The organism is Cupriavidus sp. WKF15 (assembly GCF_029278605.1).
Classification (GTDB): domain Bacteria; phylum Pseudomonadota; class Gammaproteobacteria; order Burkholderiales; family Burkholderiaceae; genus Cupriavidus.
Genome location: NZ_CP119573.1, coordinates 32,147 through 48,113, shown reverse-complemented (window position 1 = coordinate 48,113; position 15,967 = coordinate 32,147). Strand labels below are relative to the sequence as shown.

The 15,967-nt window shown below is 63.0% G+C and carries 12 protein-coding genes and 3 pseudogenes; 9 read left to right on the top strand and 6 right to left on the bottom strand.

Annotated features, from left to right (window positions below):
• The first annotated feature begins 65 nt into the window (after positions 1-65).
• Positions 66-1,610, top strand: coding sequence for a PAS domain-containing methyl-accepting chemotaxis protein (locus CupriaWKF_RS17580; protein ID WP_276102054.1), 1,545 nt, complete (start codon positions 66-68; stop codon positions 1,608-1,610).
• A 14-nt stretch (positions 1,611-1,624) separates the two neighbouring features.
• Here CupriaWKF_RS17580 and CupriaWKF_RS17575 read toward each other — a convergent pair whose 3' ends face one another.
• On the bottom strand, positions 1,625-2,167 hold the full coding sequence (locus tag CupriaWKF_RS17575) for an alpha/beta hydrolase (RefSeq protein WP_276102053.1): 543 nt from the start codon (positions 2,165-2,167) through the stop codon (positions 1,625-1,627).
• A 271-nt stretch (positions 2,168-2,438) separates the two neighbouring features.
• Here CupriaWKF_RS17575 and CupriaWKF_RS17570 point away from each other — a divergent pair.
• The 3 genes and pseudogenes from CupriaWKF_RS17570 to CupriaWKF_RS17560 all read left to right on the top strand — a co-directional run bounded on the left by CupriaWKF_RS17570 (position 2,439) and on the right by CupriaWKF_RS17560 (position 6,570).
• Positions 2,439-3,020, top strand: a pseudogene (locus tag CupriaWKF_RS17570) (chemotaxis protein CheB).
• A 49-nt stretch (positions 3,021-3,069) separates the two neighbouring features.
• Positions 3,070-4,032, top strand: a complete 963-nt coding sequence (locus tag CupriaWKF_RS17565) for an IS5 family transposase (protein ID WP_276099037.1) — start codon at positions 3,070-3,072, stop codon at positions 4,030-4,032.
• 267 nt (positions 4,033-4,299) lie between these two features.
• Entirely contained in the window at positions 4,300-6,570 is a 2,271-nt protein-coding gene (locus tag CupriaWKF_RS17560; RefSeq protein WP_276102052.1) for a CheR family methyltransferase, read from the top strand.
• Positions 6,571-6,599: 29 nt separating this feature from the next.
• Here CupriaWKF_RS17560 and CupriaWKF_RS17555 read toward each other — a convergent pair.
• Positions 6,600-6,755 (bottom strand): annotated as a pseudogene (locus CupriaWKF_RS17555) (AraC family transcriptional regulator); the annotation flags it as partial.
• A gap of 6 nt (positions 6,756-6,761) precedes the next feature.
• Between CupriaWKF_RS17555 and CupriaWKF_RS17550 the strand changes: the two are divergent.
• The 3 genes and pseudogenes from CupriaWKF_RS17550 to CupriaWKF_RS17540 all read left to right on the top strand — a co-directional run.
• Positions 6,762-6,884 (top strand): annotated as a pseudogene (locus CupriaWKF_RS17550) (hypothetical protein); the annotation flags it as partial.
• Positions 6,885-7,243: 359 nt separating this feature from the next.
• The gene (locus CupriaWKF_RS17545) at positions 7,244-7,696 is read left to right on the top strand and encodes a pyridoxamine 5'-phosphate oxidase family protein (protein ID WP_346348631.1); all 453 of its coding nucleotides are present in this window, start codon (positions 7,244-7,246) and stop codon (positions 7,694-7,696) included.
• Between the two features lie 69 nt (positions 7,697-7,765).
• Positions 7,766-8,833 carry a medium chain dehydrogenase/reductase family protein gene (locus tag CupriaWKF_RS17540; protein ID WP_276102050.1) on the top strand — a complete coding sequence of 356 codons (1,068 nt, stop codon included), beginning with the start codon at positions 7,766-7,768 and terminating at the stop codon, positions 8,831-8,833.
• Positions 8,834-8,878: 45 nt separating this feature from the next.
• On the opposite strand, the gene CupriaWKF_RS17535 is transcribed toward CupriaWKF_RS17540, so the two are convergent.
• On the bottom strand, positions 8,879-9,565 hold the full coding sequence (locus CupriaWKF_RS17535; RefSeq protein ID WP_276102049.1) for a PIG-L deacetylase family protein: 687 nt from the start codon (positions 9,563-9,565) through the stop codon (positions 8,879-8,881).
• Positions 9,566-9,806: 241 nt separating this feature from the next.
• On the opposite strand from CupriaWKF_RS17535, the gene CupriaWKF_RS17530 reads away from it, so the two are divergent.
• Positions 9,807-10,283, top strand: a complete 477-nt coding sequence (locus tag CupriaWKF_RS17530; RefSeq protein ID WP_276102048.1) for a GDP-mannose mannosyl hydrolase — start codon at positions 9,807-9,809, stop codon at positions 10,281-10,283.
• Positions 10,284-10,510: 227 nt separating this feature from the next.
• Here the strand turns inward: CupriaWKF_RS17530 and galU are convergent, their stop codons facing one another.
• A complete protein-coding gene (galU, locus tag CupriaWKF_RS17525) occupies positions 10,511-11,476 on the bottom strand; it encodes a UTP--glucose-1-phosphate uridylyltransferase GalU (protein ID WP_276102047.1) in 966 nt (321 codons plus the stop codon).
• 304 nt (positions 11,477-11,780) lie between these two features.
• Here galU and CupriaWKF_RS17520 point away from each other — a divergent pair, with 304 nt between their 5' ends.
• Complete coding sequence (locus CupriaWKF_RS17520; RefSeq protein ID WP_276102046.1) at positions 11,781-14,192, top strand: hypothetical protein; 2,412 nt, start codon at positions 11,781-11,783, stop codon at positions 14,190-14,192.
• Between the two features lie 113 nt (positions 14,193-14,305).
• Here CupriaWKF_RS17520 and CupriaWKF_RS17515 read toward each other — a convergent pair whose 3' ends face one another.
• Positions 14,306-14,776 carry a transposase gene (locus CupriaWKF_RS17515; RefSeq protein ID WP_276102045.1) on the bottom strand — a complete coding sequence of 157 codons (471 nt, stop codon included), beginning with the start codon at positions 14,774-14,776 and terminating at the stop codon, positions 14,306-14,308.
• Positions 14,777-14,799: 23 nt separating this feature from the next.
• Complete coding sequence (locus tag CupriaWKF_RS17510; RefSeq protein ID WP_276102044.1) at positions 14,800-15,966, bottom strand: acyltransferase; 1,167 nt, start codon at positions 15,964-15,966, stop codon at positions 14,800-14,802.
• Position 15,967 lies beyond the last annotated feature (1 nt).

Sequence of the window (15,967 nt, the reverse complement as noted above, 5' to 3'; positions counted from 1 at the left end):
GCCGTTTCAATCTCCGGAAAGCACAGCGAACACCATTCGTAGACCAGAAGAAAAGGAGGAGTGCCATGCGCAACAACCAGCCTGTCACGCAGCGGGAGTTCGAGTTTCCCGACAACGCCACACTGATGTCCACCACGGACACGCAGAGCTACGTCACTTACGCCAACGCCGCGTTCGTCGAAGTCAGCGGCTTCACGCGCGAGGAGATCCAGGGGCAGCCGCACAACCTCGTTCGCCACCCCGACATGCCAGGCGAGGCATTCGCCGACATGTGGGCCACGCTCAAGGGCGGCGAACCGTGGACCGCACTGGTCAAGAACCGCCGCAAGAATGGCGACCACTACTGGGTGCGCGCCAATGCCACGCCGGTCGTGCGACATGGACGTCCGGTCGGCTATATGTCCGTGCGTACCAAGGCATCACACGAGGAGATCGCCGCCGCCGAGGCGCTGTACCGCGAATTCCGCGAGGGCCGCGCGGGCAAGCGCCGGTTCCACAAGGGACTGATCGTCAGGACAGGATTCATGGGCTGGACCTCGATGTTCCAGACCATGCCGGTGCGCTGGCGCGTGAGGCTGGCATTGCTGGCGCTGGTTCCGGCCTGCACTGCCGGCGCCTGGTGCATGGGCCTTTCCGGCATGGCACTGGGCGGCTTTGCCGGCATCATGGCGCTGGTTTCGATGCTGGCCTCCTGGTGGCTGCAGGTGCAGATCAGCAGGCCGCTGGAAGAAGTCCTGCAGCAGGCCCTGCGCGTGGCATCGGGCGAGAGCCAGCAAGCGGTCCATATGAACCGCGTGGATGAAATCGGCATGACGCTGCGTACGATCAGCCAGCTCGGCCTGATGTTCCGGTGGCTGATCGACGATGTCAGCGAGCAGGTGATCAACGTCCAGACCGCCAGCAACGAGATCGCGCGCGGCAACTCCGACCTGAGCGCACGCACCGAGCAGGCGGCGAGCAACGTGCAGGAAACGTCGTCCTCGATGACGCAGATGACGGCGACCGTCAAGAGCAATGCAGAGACCGCGGCACAGGCCAACACCTTGTCGGGTTCGGCAAGCGATGCTGCGGAACGCGGCGGCCGGGCGGTGTCCCAGGTGGTCAGCACCATGGACGAGATTACCGAAAGCTCAAAGCGCATCGCGGACATCATCAGCGTGATCGACGGCATTGCCTTCCAGACCAACATCCTTGCGCTCAATGCGGCGGTGGAAGCCGCACGCGCTGGCGAGCAGGGGCGCGGCTTCGCGGTGGTTGCCGGCGAAGTGCGCAGCCTGGCCCAGCGCAGTGCCAACGCAGCCAAGGAAATCAAGGGGCTGATCGACGTAAGCGTGCACAACGTGGCGTCCGGCGCCAGGCTCGTGGACGATGCCGGCAAGACCATGGACGACATCGTGGAGCAGGTGCGGCGCGTGTCCGACCTGATTGCCGAAATCAGCGCCGCTACCGCGGAACAGAGCAGCGGCATTACACAGGTGGGCGGCGCAGTCAGCGACCTGGACCATATCACCCAGCAGAATGCCGCCCTGGTCGAGCAGAGCGCCGCGGCGGCAGAGAGCCTGAAGCAGCAAACAACGCGACTCGTGGAGGCGGTCAGCGTGTTTCGCTGAAAGACGCCTTAAGATCAAGGGGCATTCACCAATTCCCGGAGCAGTGTTTTTCCCGCGGCCCACTCGTCGAGACCGGAGTCCTCGTTGATATGACCTGCCCCGTCAATCACGATGAGGCGACTGCCCCATGACCTGGCAAACATCTCGGCGCGCTCGAGTCCCACACGCGGGTCGTTATCGCTCGCAACAACAATGCTCGGGAACGACAAGGGGCCGAGGGGCATTGGACTGAATCCGCGCACCGCATCGGGTGTGCGGGTTGGTGAGTCGACGTCCGAAGGCGATACCAGAAGCGCGGATTTCACCCCATGTCCGTGCGTCCTGGACCAATGGGCTACCAAAGCGCATCCGAGACTATGGGCGACCACAACGGGAGGGATATTGCAGGCGAGAACGGCTTGTTGCAGCGTCTCAATCCAATCAGCGAGGCAGGGATTCTCCCAGTCTTGCTGAGTCACACGATGACAGGCAGGATCGGACGCCTCCCAGAGGCTTTGCCAATGCCGGGGTCCGGAGCCTCTGTAGCCAGGGACGATGAGAATGGGGGTATTGGTCATGGCGTGGCGAACGTGAAACTGTTTGGGACGGCTTACGCCTTCAGCAAATGATATTTAATCCGGTGGTCATGAAGCGGTTTCAAAACTAAAGAATATGGCGGAGCCAAGATCACTCGTATCGGTCCACACTAGGCTCGACATTTTTGTAGCCCCGCGCCTTGCATGCCCATGATGGCCTGCTAGCGTAGAGGTACCGCACAAGTCTTTAGGTGCGCGGCAGTCGATCCTGCCGCTGCTATAGCGCCGAAAGCGCCCCATGAGGTGATCCATCATGCCGACATCTATCGGTGCTCACCCTCGCGCCGATGATCTGCCTATTGTGGCGGTGGGCGCATCTGCCGGCGGTATTAGTGCCTTGCGGAGATTGCTCGAGTCGCTGACGGGAGACGTTCCCTATGCGATGGTTGTGCTGCAGCACTTGCCCCCCAATCACCCGAGCCAGTTGGCTGACCTCCTTCGCAAATGGACACACCTGCCCGTGGTGGATGCCAAGGAAGGATTACAACCTGAACCGGGTCACATCTATGTACCGTCACCCGACAGTATCCTCATGCTTGAGGCGGGGGTTTTCAGCACGCGACCGGCCGCGGGCGGCGCGAGGCGCCCTGGGATCGATACGATCGATGCGTTCTTTGAAAGCGTTGCGGCTCGGGGTAGCCCGCGCGCCGTCGCGGTGGTGCTGTCGGGAACGGGCATGGACGGGACGGCCGGCGCGGTGAGCATCCGCTAGGCTGGCGGTGTCGTCATTGTTCAAGATCCGCTGACTGCGCAGCATGACAGTATGCCGACATCCGTGATTCAGCGAGGCATCCACGATCATGTGCTGTCAGTTAGGGATGCTCTGCACAATTAGCCGGCGGATGTGCTTGCAATGAATCGTCGAGCCAGCGAGCATGTAGCGCATGAAGCAAACTGACCTTGGACTGAACTTGTCGACCAAGCGCACCCGCAAGCGCGAATTTCTGGACGAGATGAACCGCGTGGTGCCGTGGGCCGATCTGGTGATGCTGATCGCTCCGTACGCCCCGGAGGGCAAGCGCGGCCGTCCCCCGTTCGCGGTCGAGGCAATGCTGCGCATCCACTTTCTTCAACAATGGTTCGGCCTGTCGGACCCGGCGATGGAAGAAGCGCTGCACGACGTGCCGCTGTATCGGGAGTTCGCCGGGCTGGACAACTGGACGGTGAGGCTGCCCGACGAGAGCACCATCCTGCGGTTCCGTCACCTGCTGGAGAGGCACAAGCTGGCCGCTCAGATTCTCGCGCTGGTAAACGACATCCTTCGCGACAAGGGATTGATGCTGCGCGCGGGCACGGTGGTGGACGCGACGCTGATCAGCGCACCGAGTTCGACCAAGAATGCGTCGGGCGAACGCGACCCGGAGATGCACCAGAGTAAGAAAGGAAACCAGTGGTATTTCGGCATGAAAGCGCACATTGGCGTGGACGCCGAAAGCGGGCTGGTGCACACGGTGCGGGGCACGGCTGGCAACATCAACGACGTGGTTGAGGCCAACAGCCTGCTGCATGGCGAGGAAACCGACGCGTTTGGCGATGCGGGTTATCAGGGCGTGGAGAAGCGTCCTGACGCGCGGGCGGACGTGAACTGGCACGTGGCGATGAAGCCAGGCAAACGTCGCGTTCTGGACCAAAGCAAACCGCTTGGCGCGCTCGTCGATCAAGTCGAGCGAATCAAGGCGGGCATCCGGGCCAAGGTCGAGCATCCGTTCCGGGTCATCAAGCGGCAGTTCGGCTACACCAAGGTCCGCTATCGAGGGCTGAGGAAGAACACCGCGCAAGTCATGACCTTGTTCGCGCTGTCCAACTTGTGGATGGCGCGCGGCAAACTGCTGGCTGCTGAGGCATGAGCGCGTTTCAGGCTCATGCCGATGCCTCGCGCGTAGCCCGCGAGTGCTGCTCCGCGCGTGCCAGACAGCTTCGCCCCGGGCTGACAGGTTGGCGTCGTGGCGCATTCAGCTTCCTGTTAAACGGCCAAGCACACTCGATTCGCGTTTGTGCAGAGCATCCTTAGCGCGATCGGGCGACAACTGCTTGCCTGCTTTGACGAGGGTTATACGAGACCGGCAGCGTCCCAAGACTGGGAGTCAACCGTTTCCGCAACGCTTGATCGCATCTTGTCCCTGATCCGCCGGGAGGCTGGCTTCGATTTAAGCGGGTATAGGCCATCGCCGTTGCTATGGCGTATCCAGCAGCGCATGGACGTGCGGCGCGTCCGTTCCTTTGAAGACTACGCGTGGCTGATCGAGGATGAACCCGTCGAACTCGAAGCGTTGGTGCGTGGTCTGCCCATACACGTCACTGAGTTCTTCCGCGATGGCGTCGCATGGACCGCCTTTAAGAACGAGGTCCTTGAACCGTTGGTATATGAAAGCAATGGCACGCCGCTGCGCATCTGGACCCCCGCTTGCGCCACTGGCGAAGAGGCATACTCGATGGCGATCCTGCTGGACGAAATTGTTCATGAGAGCGGTCGCAGCCTCGATTATCAGATTTTTGCGACGGACGCCGCACCTGAGGCAGTGGTGCGAGCGAGTCGGGGCTGCTACAGGGCTGAAACCTGCTCCACGATGGACCCGACGCGGTTGTCACGTTACTTTTATACAGCCGACGGCCGGTGTCGCATCAAACGCTTCCTGCGCGAACGAATGGTATTCGCGGTACAGGACGTCATATCGGACCCTCCCATCTCATCGGTCAATGTGGTGACCTGCCGCAATCTCTTGATCTATCTGGAACCCGAAACCATCAAGAAGGTTCTCCACACGCTCAATAGTGCCTTGTGTATGGGCGGCTCGCTGTTCCTGGGAGCCAGCGAAGCCTATGCGGCGGATAAATTTGGCTTCGCAGCCGTCTCAAGAAAGTGGAATATCCACAGGAAAGTCGCGAGACTGGGAGCGCTCAATCGGAATCCCGCGCCGAGCAGGGGGACCGTTCTGGCCTCGTCGGTTCGGGCGGCAGCGGAGCGGAATCGTGTTCCCACCGTGCTAATTGACGAGGAATGCAATCTTCTTCGGTTGTATGGAGATACGACGGGAATTCTTAATCTTCCTGCCGGAGAGCCCACTCTCAATCTTCTTCGGCTTGTCGATCGCACCTGGGTCGGCCAGCTCAAAGCTGCGGTAAGGCAGGCGCTTGGCTCTGCAGAAGCGTGCGCTTTCGACCGTAGTGTGGCGCGCGACGGCCAGATTTCACACGTCACGGTGAGCGTAACGCCTCTGGAACCAGCAACGGACGGAGACCTTAACCGAGTACTCGTGTCGTTTAACACCCTCGATGATACGGCTGAGAGTCCGTCACTGGCCAACCTCAGCGATGCAGGCGTTTACGAAGACCAGAGGCCATGGACCGAGTGGGAGGATGATCTGCGCATCTCGCGCGAAGAGTTGGACGCCTCACGGGAAGAATTACACGCGCTTAACGAAGAACTCAAGGCTGCGAACGCCGACTTGAATGCGAGCAACCAGGAGCTTAACGAAGCAAACTTCGATCTCAAAGAGAAGATTGCCGAGATCAAGATGCAAAGCGATGTGTTGTCTTCCGGTGCGGTCATGACCTTGTTTTTGGACAGGGACCAGAAGATACGCTGGTTCACACCGTCGATCTCACAGGCCATCCCCATTCAGCGGGAGGATGTTGGACGATGCGTCTCCGACCTGTCCCCCTCCTTTCACGATCCACTCTTTGCGTCGGATATACACGCCGTCCTGGCTACCGGCGCTCAAAGCGATGCAGTTGTCAGCCGCAGTGAAGATCGCTGGCTACTGCGGCGCATCTACCCGCATCGCTCTTCCGAAGGTGTCATGCTCGGGGTCGCCATCACATTTGCTGATGTGACAGACCGAACACGGGCCGAGCATGGCCTTCAGCGGAGCAAGATTTGGCTCTCTGCCCAAAAAGAAGCGTTCCAGTCGGCCATGAACGGCGACTCACTGCAAACCTCGCTCGGCTTCCTGCTGCAGAGCTTGCTGGACCAAGCCAAGGACGACCGTCGATGCGCGTTCTACATTGCTCAGGGTAAGACGTTGCACCACGTAGTGGGCATGCCTGAAGAATATGCGAAATACGTGGACGGATTCGTAATCTCGCCGGAATCGCTAGCATGCGGTCTCGCTGTAGCTACTGGGGTGCCTGTAATAACCCCGGATGTGCTCAAGGAACCCAGGTGGCAGCCGTGGACTTGGCTGGCGCTCCAGTTCAACTATCGCGGTTGCTGGTCGTTCCCCGTGGAGACTTCCGCAGGCAATCTCGTTGGATCATTGGCGATGTACTTTGAACGACCGCGCGAACCGACGGGGCTGGACATCGAGCTGGCCACGGCCTTTACCCACACAGCAGGCATCATCATCTCGCAGCATAACCGGGCCGAACCCGCCGCAGCGATTTGATGCAGCACGCCAGAAAACGACGTGGACGCCTATCGGGCGGGGCCCTTATGGCCTTCCTCAGTGCCGCCACGAAAATCCGACGGACTGACGCCATTGGCACGGCGAAAGGCCCTGCTGAAATTGGCGACGTCGGTGAATCCGAGGCGGTAGGCGATCTGCGAGATCGGAAGCATCCCCTCAAGCATGCCGAATCCAACTGGTTGCCTACACCAGCGGCAGGCGGCTTTTCGATGAACCTCCGCCTGTACCTGCCCAGGCGCGAGGCCCTGGATGGTACCTGGAAGCCGCCTGTGATCAGACGCGTAGCAGGCTGATATCGGAATGCCCGCGCGCCGGGTCCTGAGAACTTGGCGCTACATCGCGGTTGCGTAATGCCGAACCAACTCCACCAGTGGCACCTGTGGACGGTCGCCGGAAGCGAATCCCGGCCTCGCGGAGCCTTGGACCGATACAGAACTTGATTGATGCAAGTCAACAAGCAAGGATCTGCCGCTTCTATTCTTAAGCAGGGATCAAGGCTGTGGCGTCACGCAACTGCAGCCTTCCGGTTCATTGACCGGTGCTATCGGACTGGCGGCCCTGCCTGACTTGCCTCTTCCCATCCCTGCAATCGAGGCGTCTCCGAAGCACTCGCAAGCGGTATCCCATTACCCGACTGCAAGGGGGAGTCATGATGGATGACGAGATCAGGAAGAAGATCCTCGCGCTACTGGAACAACATCGGATCATGACGATCGCCACGATCCGGCCGGATGGCTGGCCGCAGGCGACGACGGTGGGCTACGTCAGCAAAGGCCTTGTCCTCTACTTCCTTTGTGGCCTGGAAAGCCAGAAAGCAGCCAATCTGGCTCAGGACGATCGGGTATCCCTGACCATTGATGACGATCCCTCTGACCTGATGGCGATCACGGGACTGTCCATGGCAGCGCGCGCGAAGCTCGTACTCGACCCCATCGAGGCGGACGAGGTCCTGCACATGCTTCCTCTGAAGTATCCGCAGCAAACCAAGTTGCCAGTACCAATGCCTACCCGGAACGAGGTGAGGATTTTCCGAGTGACGCCCACTGTCATTTCTGTCCTTGACTACTCGAAAGGTTTCGGACACGCGGACCTGGTCGTGTGCTGACACTTGCGTAAGACAACATAGACGTCAGCAATCCGCCACGCAGTCCTGCTACCGAGACGATTCCGTCAAATGAGAAACACGCGCGTCATAGTCACTCATTACGGCGGGCCTGATTCGCTTCAAGTGATAGATGAAGCGTGCCCTGAGCCAAAGTACGGTGAGGTGCGGGTAAGGGTGCTGGCAGCGGGAGTGTGCCAGCCCGATCTGATGATGCGCGAAGGCTTTCATCCCGAAACGCCTCCTCTGCCTTTCACACCGGGATGGGACCTGGTGGGACGGGTGGATCGACTTGGCGACGGCGTTACCGAAGTCCATTCAGGTCAGTTGGTCGCTGCGCTAACCATCACCGGCGCGTATTCCGAGTTCGTCTGTCTGCCGCAGCGTGAACTGGTTCCGGTGCCTTTCGGATTGGACGCCGCCGAGGCCGTCAGCCTCGTGCTGAACTATGTCACGGCCTATCAGATGTTACATCGGTCCGCGAAAGTCACGGCGGGCCAGCGCGTGTTGATTCATGGCGCGACAGGTGGAGTCGGGTCGGCATTGATGCAACTTGGACGCCTTGCCGGGCTCGAGATGTACGGTACTTGCTCATCGCAACATACGCCTGTGATTTCTGCCCTGGGCGGGATCCCGGTGGATTACAAAGAGGTTGACTTTGTGAAGGAAATTCACCGCCTCACGGGAACCGGTGTGGACGTCGTTTTTGATGGTATTGGCGGCGCCCATATTTGGCGTTCCCGCGAGGCCCTGCGTCCCGGCGGGACGGTAGTGGCTTATGGACTCTCTGCTGCGCTACGTGGAGGGCGATTGGCGTCTGGGCGCTCAGGCCGCAGGAATCGCTTCCAGCGACTCGCCATTTTCGGTTTGTTCATTGCCGCCGGCTACGTTCTCCCGGGCCGGAAGCGCGTCGTCCCCTATAGCATTCAGTGGCTTAAGCGGATGCGGCCAGCATTGTTTCGCCAGGATCTGATCGCCTTGTTCGATTTGCTTCAACAGAAGAGAATCAAGCCGCTGATCGCGGAAAGGTTTCCTCTGGCCGAGGCAAGACAGGCGCATGAGTTGCTTGGAGAGCAGGGTGTTACAGGCAAAGTCGTTTTGGTGGCAAAAGGCGATGACGCGATTGCAAACCATCGATGATGGCTGGCTCTGAAAGTTCGTCCCGGATCGCTTTGTGTGCTCGAATCATGACCAGCGCTGGCGCAACACATGCAACAGTTCAGCCTTGGCGAATCCTGCTTCCACCCCCCTAAGTTGAGCCAGTGCGGTCGCCCCCTCGATGCCAATCAGGCGACCCGGGTCTTCGAGCATTTGCGACTGGTGCCGGCGTAAAGCGTCCAGCTTGCGCGTCCAGGTCTGGGTAATATCGATATACAGCCCACCGCCAAATCCCTTATGCAAGGCGCCCTCACCCCAGAAGGTGGCGGGATATTCATAGGCAGCGACCAGCCTCGGTACATGCTTGGTGTGGTTGGGACGGGTGGAGGCAATGCCGACCTCCCAGCAATAGCGGTGGTCCTGATGCGAGGAAGGCAGCGGAATCAATACCTCGTCGGGCTCGAACATATTCTGCAAGCGATCGAGGCGCCCGATCATCTCGACGGCTGGATAGCTCGAAAGCGCGCCGTCCAGCCCCTCGGTCAGGACTTCCACGGATTGCACACCCAGCACCGCCATCGATTCGCGGGACTCACTCAGGCGCTCCTCCTTGCCAATCTCGCGCCGCAGGCAAATCGAAGTGCTCGCGCCCACCGTGCCCAGCGCTACCATAACTTCCCCACCGGCGTCGATCACGCGGGCAAGGTAGCCGCCCACCCCCAGTTCCGCATCGTCGGCATGCGGACTCAGTACAAAGACGCGCTTACACTCCATGTCTCCTCCGTTTGCTTCAACAGCTATTCTTGTTCATGAGATCGAAACTACCTTGAGATTAGGACGAGGCTCCCCGCGGCACGGCGCCAAGATTTCGCATCCAGTCGCCATGTTGCAGGGCGTCATGCGGGCGCCAAATGCCGCTGAGAGCGGCCGGCGTGCGCAGACAGGACTTTGTCCGTGATTGTCGCCCGCTGACCGTTTACACTGCGGGTCCCGGCACGCATCATGAGAACGACCGATGCTCAGCACTGAGGATTTCCTTTCTGTGGTGCGGCTGGCGCCGCTGGTCGCCATCGACCTGATCCTGACGGCCCCCAACGGCGCGGTGCTGGTCGGCCGTCGCCGCAACCGGCCCGCGCGCGACAGCTGGTTCGTGCCGGGGGGACGAATTCGCAAGGGCGAAAGCCTGGATGAAGCTTTCCGCCGCATAGTGACGGAAGAGCTCGGGGACCACGCAGGCATCGTTGCAGGCATTTCCGGCCAGCGCGCGGATGCCACGCTGATCGGCGTCTACGAACACTTCTACGACGACAATTTCGCCGGGGCAGAGGGCATTGGCACGCACTACGTTGTGTTCGGCTACCGGGTGATGGCGGGTGAGGCCGTATTGCCACGGCAGCAGGCGCAGCACAGCGGGTACCGGTGGATGCAGCCGGCCGAGCTGCTGGCCGACGATGCGGTTCACGACAATACCAAGGCCTATATCTCCGTATAGCGTGTGCAGGGAACCGAACTGGTTTGCCTGGCCGCGCCGGCCAAGCAAGACGACCCCAATCATCGATACAAGCGAAGCCCTGCTCCCGCAGATAGGCTATCAAACGGAAAAAACGGCCCGCCGCAGCGGGCCAAGGGCCAGCACCACCGCCGCGAACGGGGATCCCGCGGCAATTGGCGCGAGGTGGTCAAGAGGGAGGGTGCGGCGCACGCCCACTGCAGAAGACCTTACGCGGCTACTGCATTGTCAGGCTCTTCTGCGCCGCCGCCGCGGTCATCCGGCAGCGCGCGGGTGGCCAGTTCCCCGGCCAGGGCGGCCGGGAAGGCGGCGTATTCTGTGCGCAGGAATTCGCGGAACGCAGTGCCGGTCTCCGTGTGTCGAAGCGCGAACTCCACCGTCGCCATCACGTAGCCAAGCTTGCTGCCGCAGTCATAACGGCGGCCGTGGTAGCGGTAGGCAAGCGCCTGCTCCTCGGCGAGCAAGGCCTGAATGGCGTCGGTGAGCTGCAGCTCGCCCCCGGCGCCGGGCCGGATCGTGTGCAGGTGGTCGAAGATGCGGGGCATCAGCACGTAACGTCCCACCACGCCGAGGTTGGACGGTGCGTCTTCGGGTGCGGGCTTCTCGACGATGCCGGTCATTTTGACCACCCGGTGGTCCCACGCCTTGCCTGCGACCACGCCATACGAGCGCGATTCGTGCGGTGCGATCTCTTCCACACCGACCACGGAGCTGTGGTAGTGGTCGAATACGTCGATCATCTGTTTGAGCACCGGCGTCGGTGCGTCAAGCAGGTCATCGGCAAGGATCACGGCGAACGGCTCATCGCCCACTAGCTTGGCCGCGCACCGCACGGCGTGGCCAAGCCCGAGTGGCTCGGTCTGGCGCACGTAGAAGCATTCCACATGAGGAGGCTTGATGCCCCGCACGAGATCCAGCAACTGCTGCTTGCCCCGTGCCTGGAGCTCGGCCTCGATCTCGCACGACTTGTCGAAGTGGTCTTCGATGGCGCGTTTGCCGCGGCCGGTCACAAAGATCAGCTCGGTAATGCCGGCAGCTACGGCCTCTTCTACCGCGTACTGGATCAGCGGCTTGTCCACCACTGGCAGCATTTCTTTCGGACTGGCCTTGGTGGCCGGCAGGAACCGCGTGCCGAGCCCCGCCACCGGGAATACCGCTTTCTTGACTTTCAGCATGACTAACCCCATCGTCTGGAAATGAGCGTCTGGGAATGAGACTAAGGCGACCGGTGCGCGGCCCGGTGAATCGAGCGTATTCCGCAGCACGGGCGCCCGTCTGCCAACACTTCGCCATATTCGGCCACGTGTCGGGGTTGCTCCCACGCTCGTCGGGAGGACGCTGGCTTTTGGCCGACCGATCCGTGCGGCCGGACATAAAGTGCCCCTACCGGCCGGACTTCGCCGGATTGCCGGGCACACGCGGGCAGGCACGGCCGCGGACATGTGCTGACGACCACGTGTGGATAACGATGGAGAAGCCATGAAGATCCCGATGATTCCAGACCAAGGCCAGGCCATCTTCATGCGTGCACGTTCATGGCTGGCGCGCGCGTGCGTCCTTGGCCTGGTGCTGTTTGCCTTAAGCGGCTGCGGTGGCGAACGCAGCGCCGGATCCGGCGGCACGGCGCTCAAGGTGGAGACGGCGGAAGGCTGGACCCTGTGCGCAACGGAGTACAACACCTGCACGTTCACCGGCACGCACCAGGTCAAGTACGGGACCGAGACGCAATACGTGATCCGCACCTTCACCAACAGCGTGGGCTGCGACAATGGCGTGTTCGGCGATCCCGCGCCGGGATCGGCCAAAAGCTGCTGGTATGACGCGGGCACAGCGGGCGCCCCCGCCGGCACGGTCACCGCTGACGGCAACTGGACCGTCTGTGCCAGCGAGAATGCGTTCTGCACCTTCAGCGGCACGCGCCAGGTCCGTTATGGCACCTCCACCCTGTTCGTCACCAAGACCTTCAGCAATGGCGTAAATTGCGACAACGGTGTCTTCGGCGACCCCGCACCGGGTTCGGCCAAGGCCTGCTGGGTCGCCAGCCCGGCCACCGCCGGCAGTGGCAGCATCGGCAGCCCAAGTACCGCGGCCCTGCAATGCACGCCGCCCGCAACGAGCACCGACGTGGCGGGCTCGGGGGATGCCATCGAGGCCGACCTCGCCGGCGGGGATGGCACGCGCATGGTGGCGGCCGGTACGCCGTTCCAGATCGGCGTGACGACGCGTACCAGCGCCAATGACACCGTGAGCTGGCAGATCGCTGATGCGTGGGGCACCGTACGCGCGAATGGTACCTTCCCCGTGGCGGCGGGCGGGCGTGCCGCCACGCTGCAGTGCGTGTCGTCGCTGGCCGGATACTTTGCGCTGTCGGCCTCGCTGAGTTCAGGCAGCGTGCTGCGCACGCGCGGCACGCGGCCAGACGGCATCGCCACATTCGGCGTGCTGCCCGACGTCTCGCAGGTGCTGCCGGCCGTCACTTATGCCCGTCAGGACCAGCACCGCTTCGGTGGCCAGGGCGCGGCCTACCTGCTGCCCGGGCAGGCATGCTGCAGCGGCGACGGCTACCGGCCGCTCTATACCGCGCTCGGCCTGAGCTGGGTCAATGACAACCGCAGCTGGGCCAGGATGGAGCCGGACGGTCCCAATACCTTCAACCCGCAGGCCGACAATCTCGCCCCGTATCTCAAGGCGGGCGACCTGATGCGCCTGATCCAGCTAGATGGCATTCCCGGGTGGGCCAGTCCCACCGGAACCGCCACGCACAGCTACGCGCCCAAGTCGCTCGCGGCGTTCCAGGACTACGCGAGCCGCGTGGGGCAGGAGGCCGACCTCGTCCGCCGGCGTTACTTTCCCGCGCAGACGGGCAACTACTACCAGGTCACCTGGGAGCCGGACTACAACGGCGGCCTGCCGTGGCTCGACACCGACGCCAATTTCATCGCCATGTACCGCGCGGTCTGGCTGGGCGTACACGCGACCGACCCGGCCGCCGTCGTCATGGGCACCACCAACGCGATGGTGAGTGAGAACGCCAACTGGCTGAACCGGCTGGTGCCGCAGGGGCTGGGCCAGTACCTCGACGGCGTGACCGCCCATGGCTACTACGACGCTGGCACGTCACCCTCGCATCCGCCCGAGCGGCTGGTGGGCAATACTGACGCCGCCACGGCGGCCAATTCGCTGCCAGCCGCCATGCGCGGGCTGCGCCACGCAGTGGCGTCGCAGCTCAAGCGCGGCGCTCGCCTGTTCGTGACCGAGACCGGCATCAGCTATGACCTTGGCACGAGTTACGGCCCCGCGTACCCGACGCCCAACGTACTCTACGCGCATGGCGCCGTGGTGGTGCGCACGCACCTGATCCTGCTCGGCGAGGGGGCTGACGTCACGTACATGTTCTACTCGAACGACTTCCCGACGCAGGCCGGCTATGGCCTCTTCTTCGATCTCCAGTCCCCGCAGGGCAGCTACGGGCCGGGCCTGGTCAGCCCGAAGCCCGCGGCGCTCGGCGTGGCGGCGATGACGCGCCTGGTCGATGGCACCAATACGCTCGGCCCGCTCAAGAACCTGCCGTCCGGCGTGTACGGCTACGCCTTCCAGCGGCTCGGTGGCGGCAAGGTGGTGACCGCGCTGTGGACGCATGACAACGCGAGCTGGAGCGCTGCCACGGGCTTTGACGCCAACCGTTCGGTGGACTATGCGCTGCGCATCGATGCCGCCGGCACGAGCGGCCAGGTTGCGGTGATCGACATGATGGGCAACGTCACCAGCCAGGCCTACAGCGATGGCGTGGTCACGCTGCACCTGACGGCCACGCCCCTGTACGTGATCTCGAGCGACGCCTCGATCATGCAGGCTAACGCGACGATGCCGGAGGGGTACGTCGCGCAATAGGGCGCCGGGGAGGGCAGCGCACGCGCTCGCTCCGACAGCCCTTCCCATACCGCCTGACTTTCTCCGACTCATCACCCTATCCGTCCCAATCAACGCGTTGACTCGCCGTGCGCTCAGCCTGCGTCCGGCTCATGCCGCAGCACCGGCTTGCCCGGCAGCACCAGCAGCGTCGCCGCCTCGGCCAGCGCCTGTTCCTTGCGCCGCAGCTCGCGCTCCAGTTCGCGTATGCGCCGCTGATCGCGCTCGTGCCGGCTGTCGAACGGCTGGCCCCCGGCATCCGCCGCGAGGGCCGCGGCCGCGAGCCGGCGCCAGTGGTCGAGCGCGGCCGGCTCCACGCCCTTGCCGAGGCACCATGCCAGCCGCTCCTGTTCGTCCAGCCCGCCGACCGCCACCAGCATGTCGAGGCGCGCCGCGCCCGAGCCCGACGGGTCGCCCGCCAATGCGTGCAGGGCAGAGGCCCGCCATCGCTCCAGTGCCGCCGGCGAAATGCCGGTTTCCGCCGCCACCTGCTCCACGCTGGCACTCTCGGGCGGCAGCATGCGCGCGATGGCACGGTCCTTGAACGCTTGCCGGTATCTCGCCACGCGCCTCCTCCGCGACCTTCGGCTCAGGCGGCCGGACGCTCGTTGGGCAGCGTCGGCGCCACGGGTGCCTGCAACTTGCGCTGTGCGGGGAACAGCGCCTCGCGCAGCCGCAGGAACGGGAATTCGATCGCCCGCGTGGTGAGGTAGCCCGCACCGATGGCAATGACGAACTGAATGGCCAGCGCCGCCGCCCACGTCACCGCGACTGGCAGCCCAATTCCGGTGGCCTTGCGGATGAACAGCTCGCCCGGCGCGAGCGCTACCGAGTGCCACAGGTAGATGCCGTACGAGTACACGCCGATCCACGCCACGACGCGGTACACCGCAGAGCGGCGCAGGTCGCCGGAATACTCCAGCGCCAGCACGATCAGCACGGCGAAGCCGATTGCCTGGATCGTGTAGCCGATACCCTCTTCCATCTGCAGGATCGGCTGCAGCCAGGCCAGCCACACCACCAGCGCGAGTACCAGCGCCACCAGCAGTGCGCGCCGCCGGGCCAGCGCGCGGTAGTAGGCCGGCTGCATCCAGTAGACCGTGGCGAGCATGACGCCGATCAGCAGGCTGTCGATGCGGTACTGCGTGTAGGCCGCCGCGGCTTCAAGGTTGCCATGGGCGACGGCGGCGCAACGCGCGGCGAGCACGACGACGCAGGTCAGTCCCAGCGTCCACAGGATCGCCGGTGCACCGGCGCGCCAGCGCGCCAGCAGGAGCAGCAGGGCCGGCAACAGCAGGTAGAAATGTTCCTCGACGGCCAGGCTCCATGTCTGGGCGATGGACGAGCCCAGGTAGTTCTGCAGATGCGTCAGGTTCTGGTAGAGAAAGGTGCTGGTGGGGTGCCGCCCGGCCACGACGTGGAAGACAATCAGCGCATAGTAGGCCGGCCAGATCTTGAAGATGCGCCGCACGATAAAGCGCCACGCGTCGATGCGGCCTTCCTGCGAATACTGGCGCAGCAGCAGCCCGCCAACGAGAAAGCCGCTCAGCGTGAAGAACAGGTTGACGCCCTCGCGGCCGAAATTCTTCAGCGGATACTCGATCCATGCCAGTACCGGATGGCCCGCGCTGACGGTGTGGAAATGCATGCCCATCACCATGATGATGGCCAGCCCGCGCACGAAGTCGAGCTCGATCGCGCGGCCCGCGCTTGCGCCCTGATGGGTCTGCTTGCCGGAAATTCCGAAGTTGCCCATG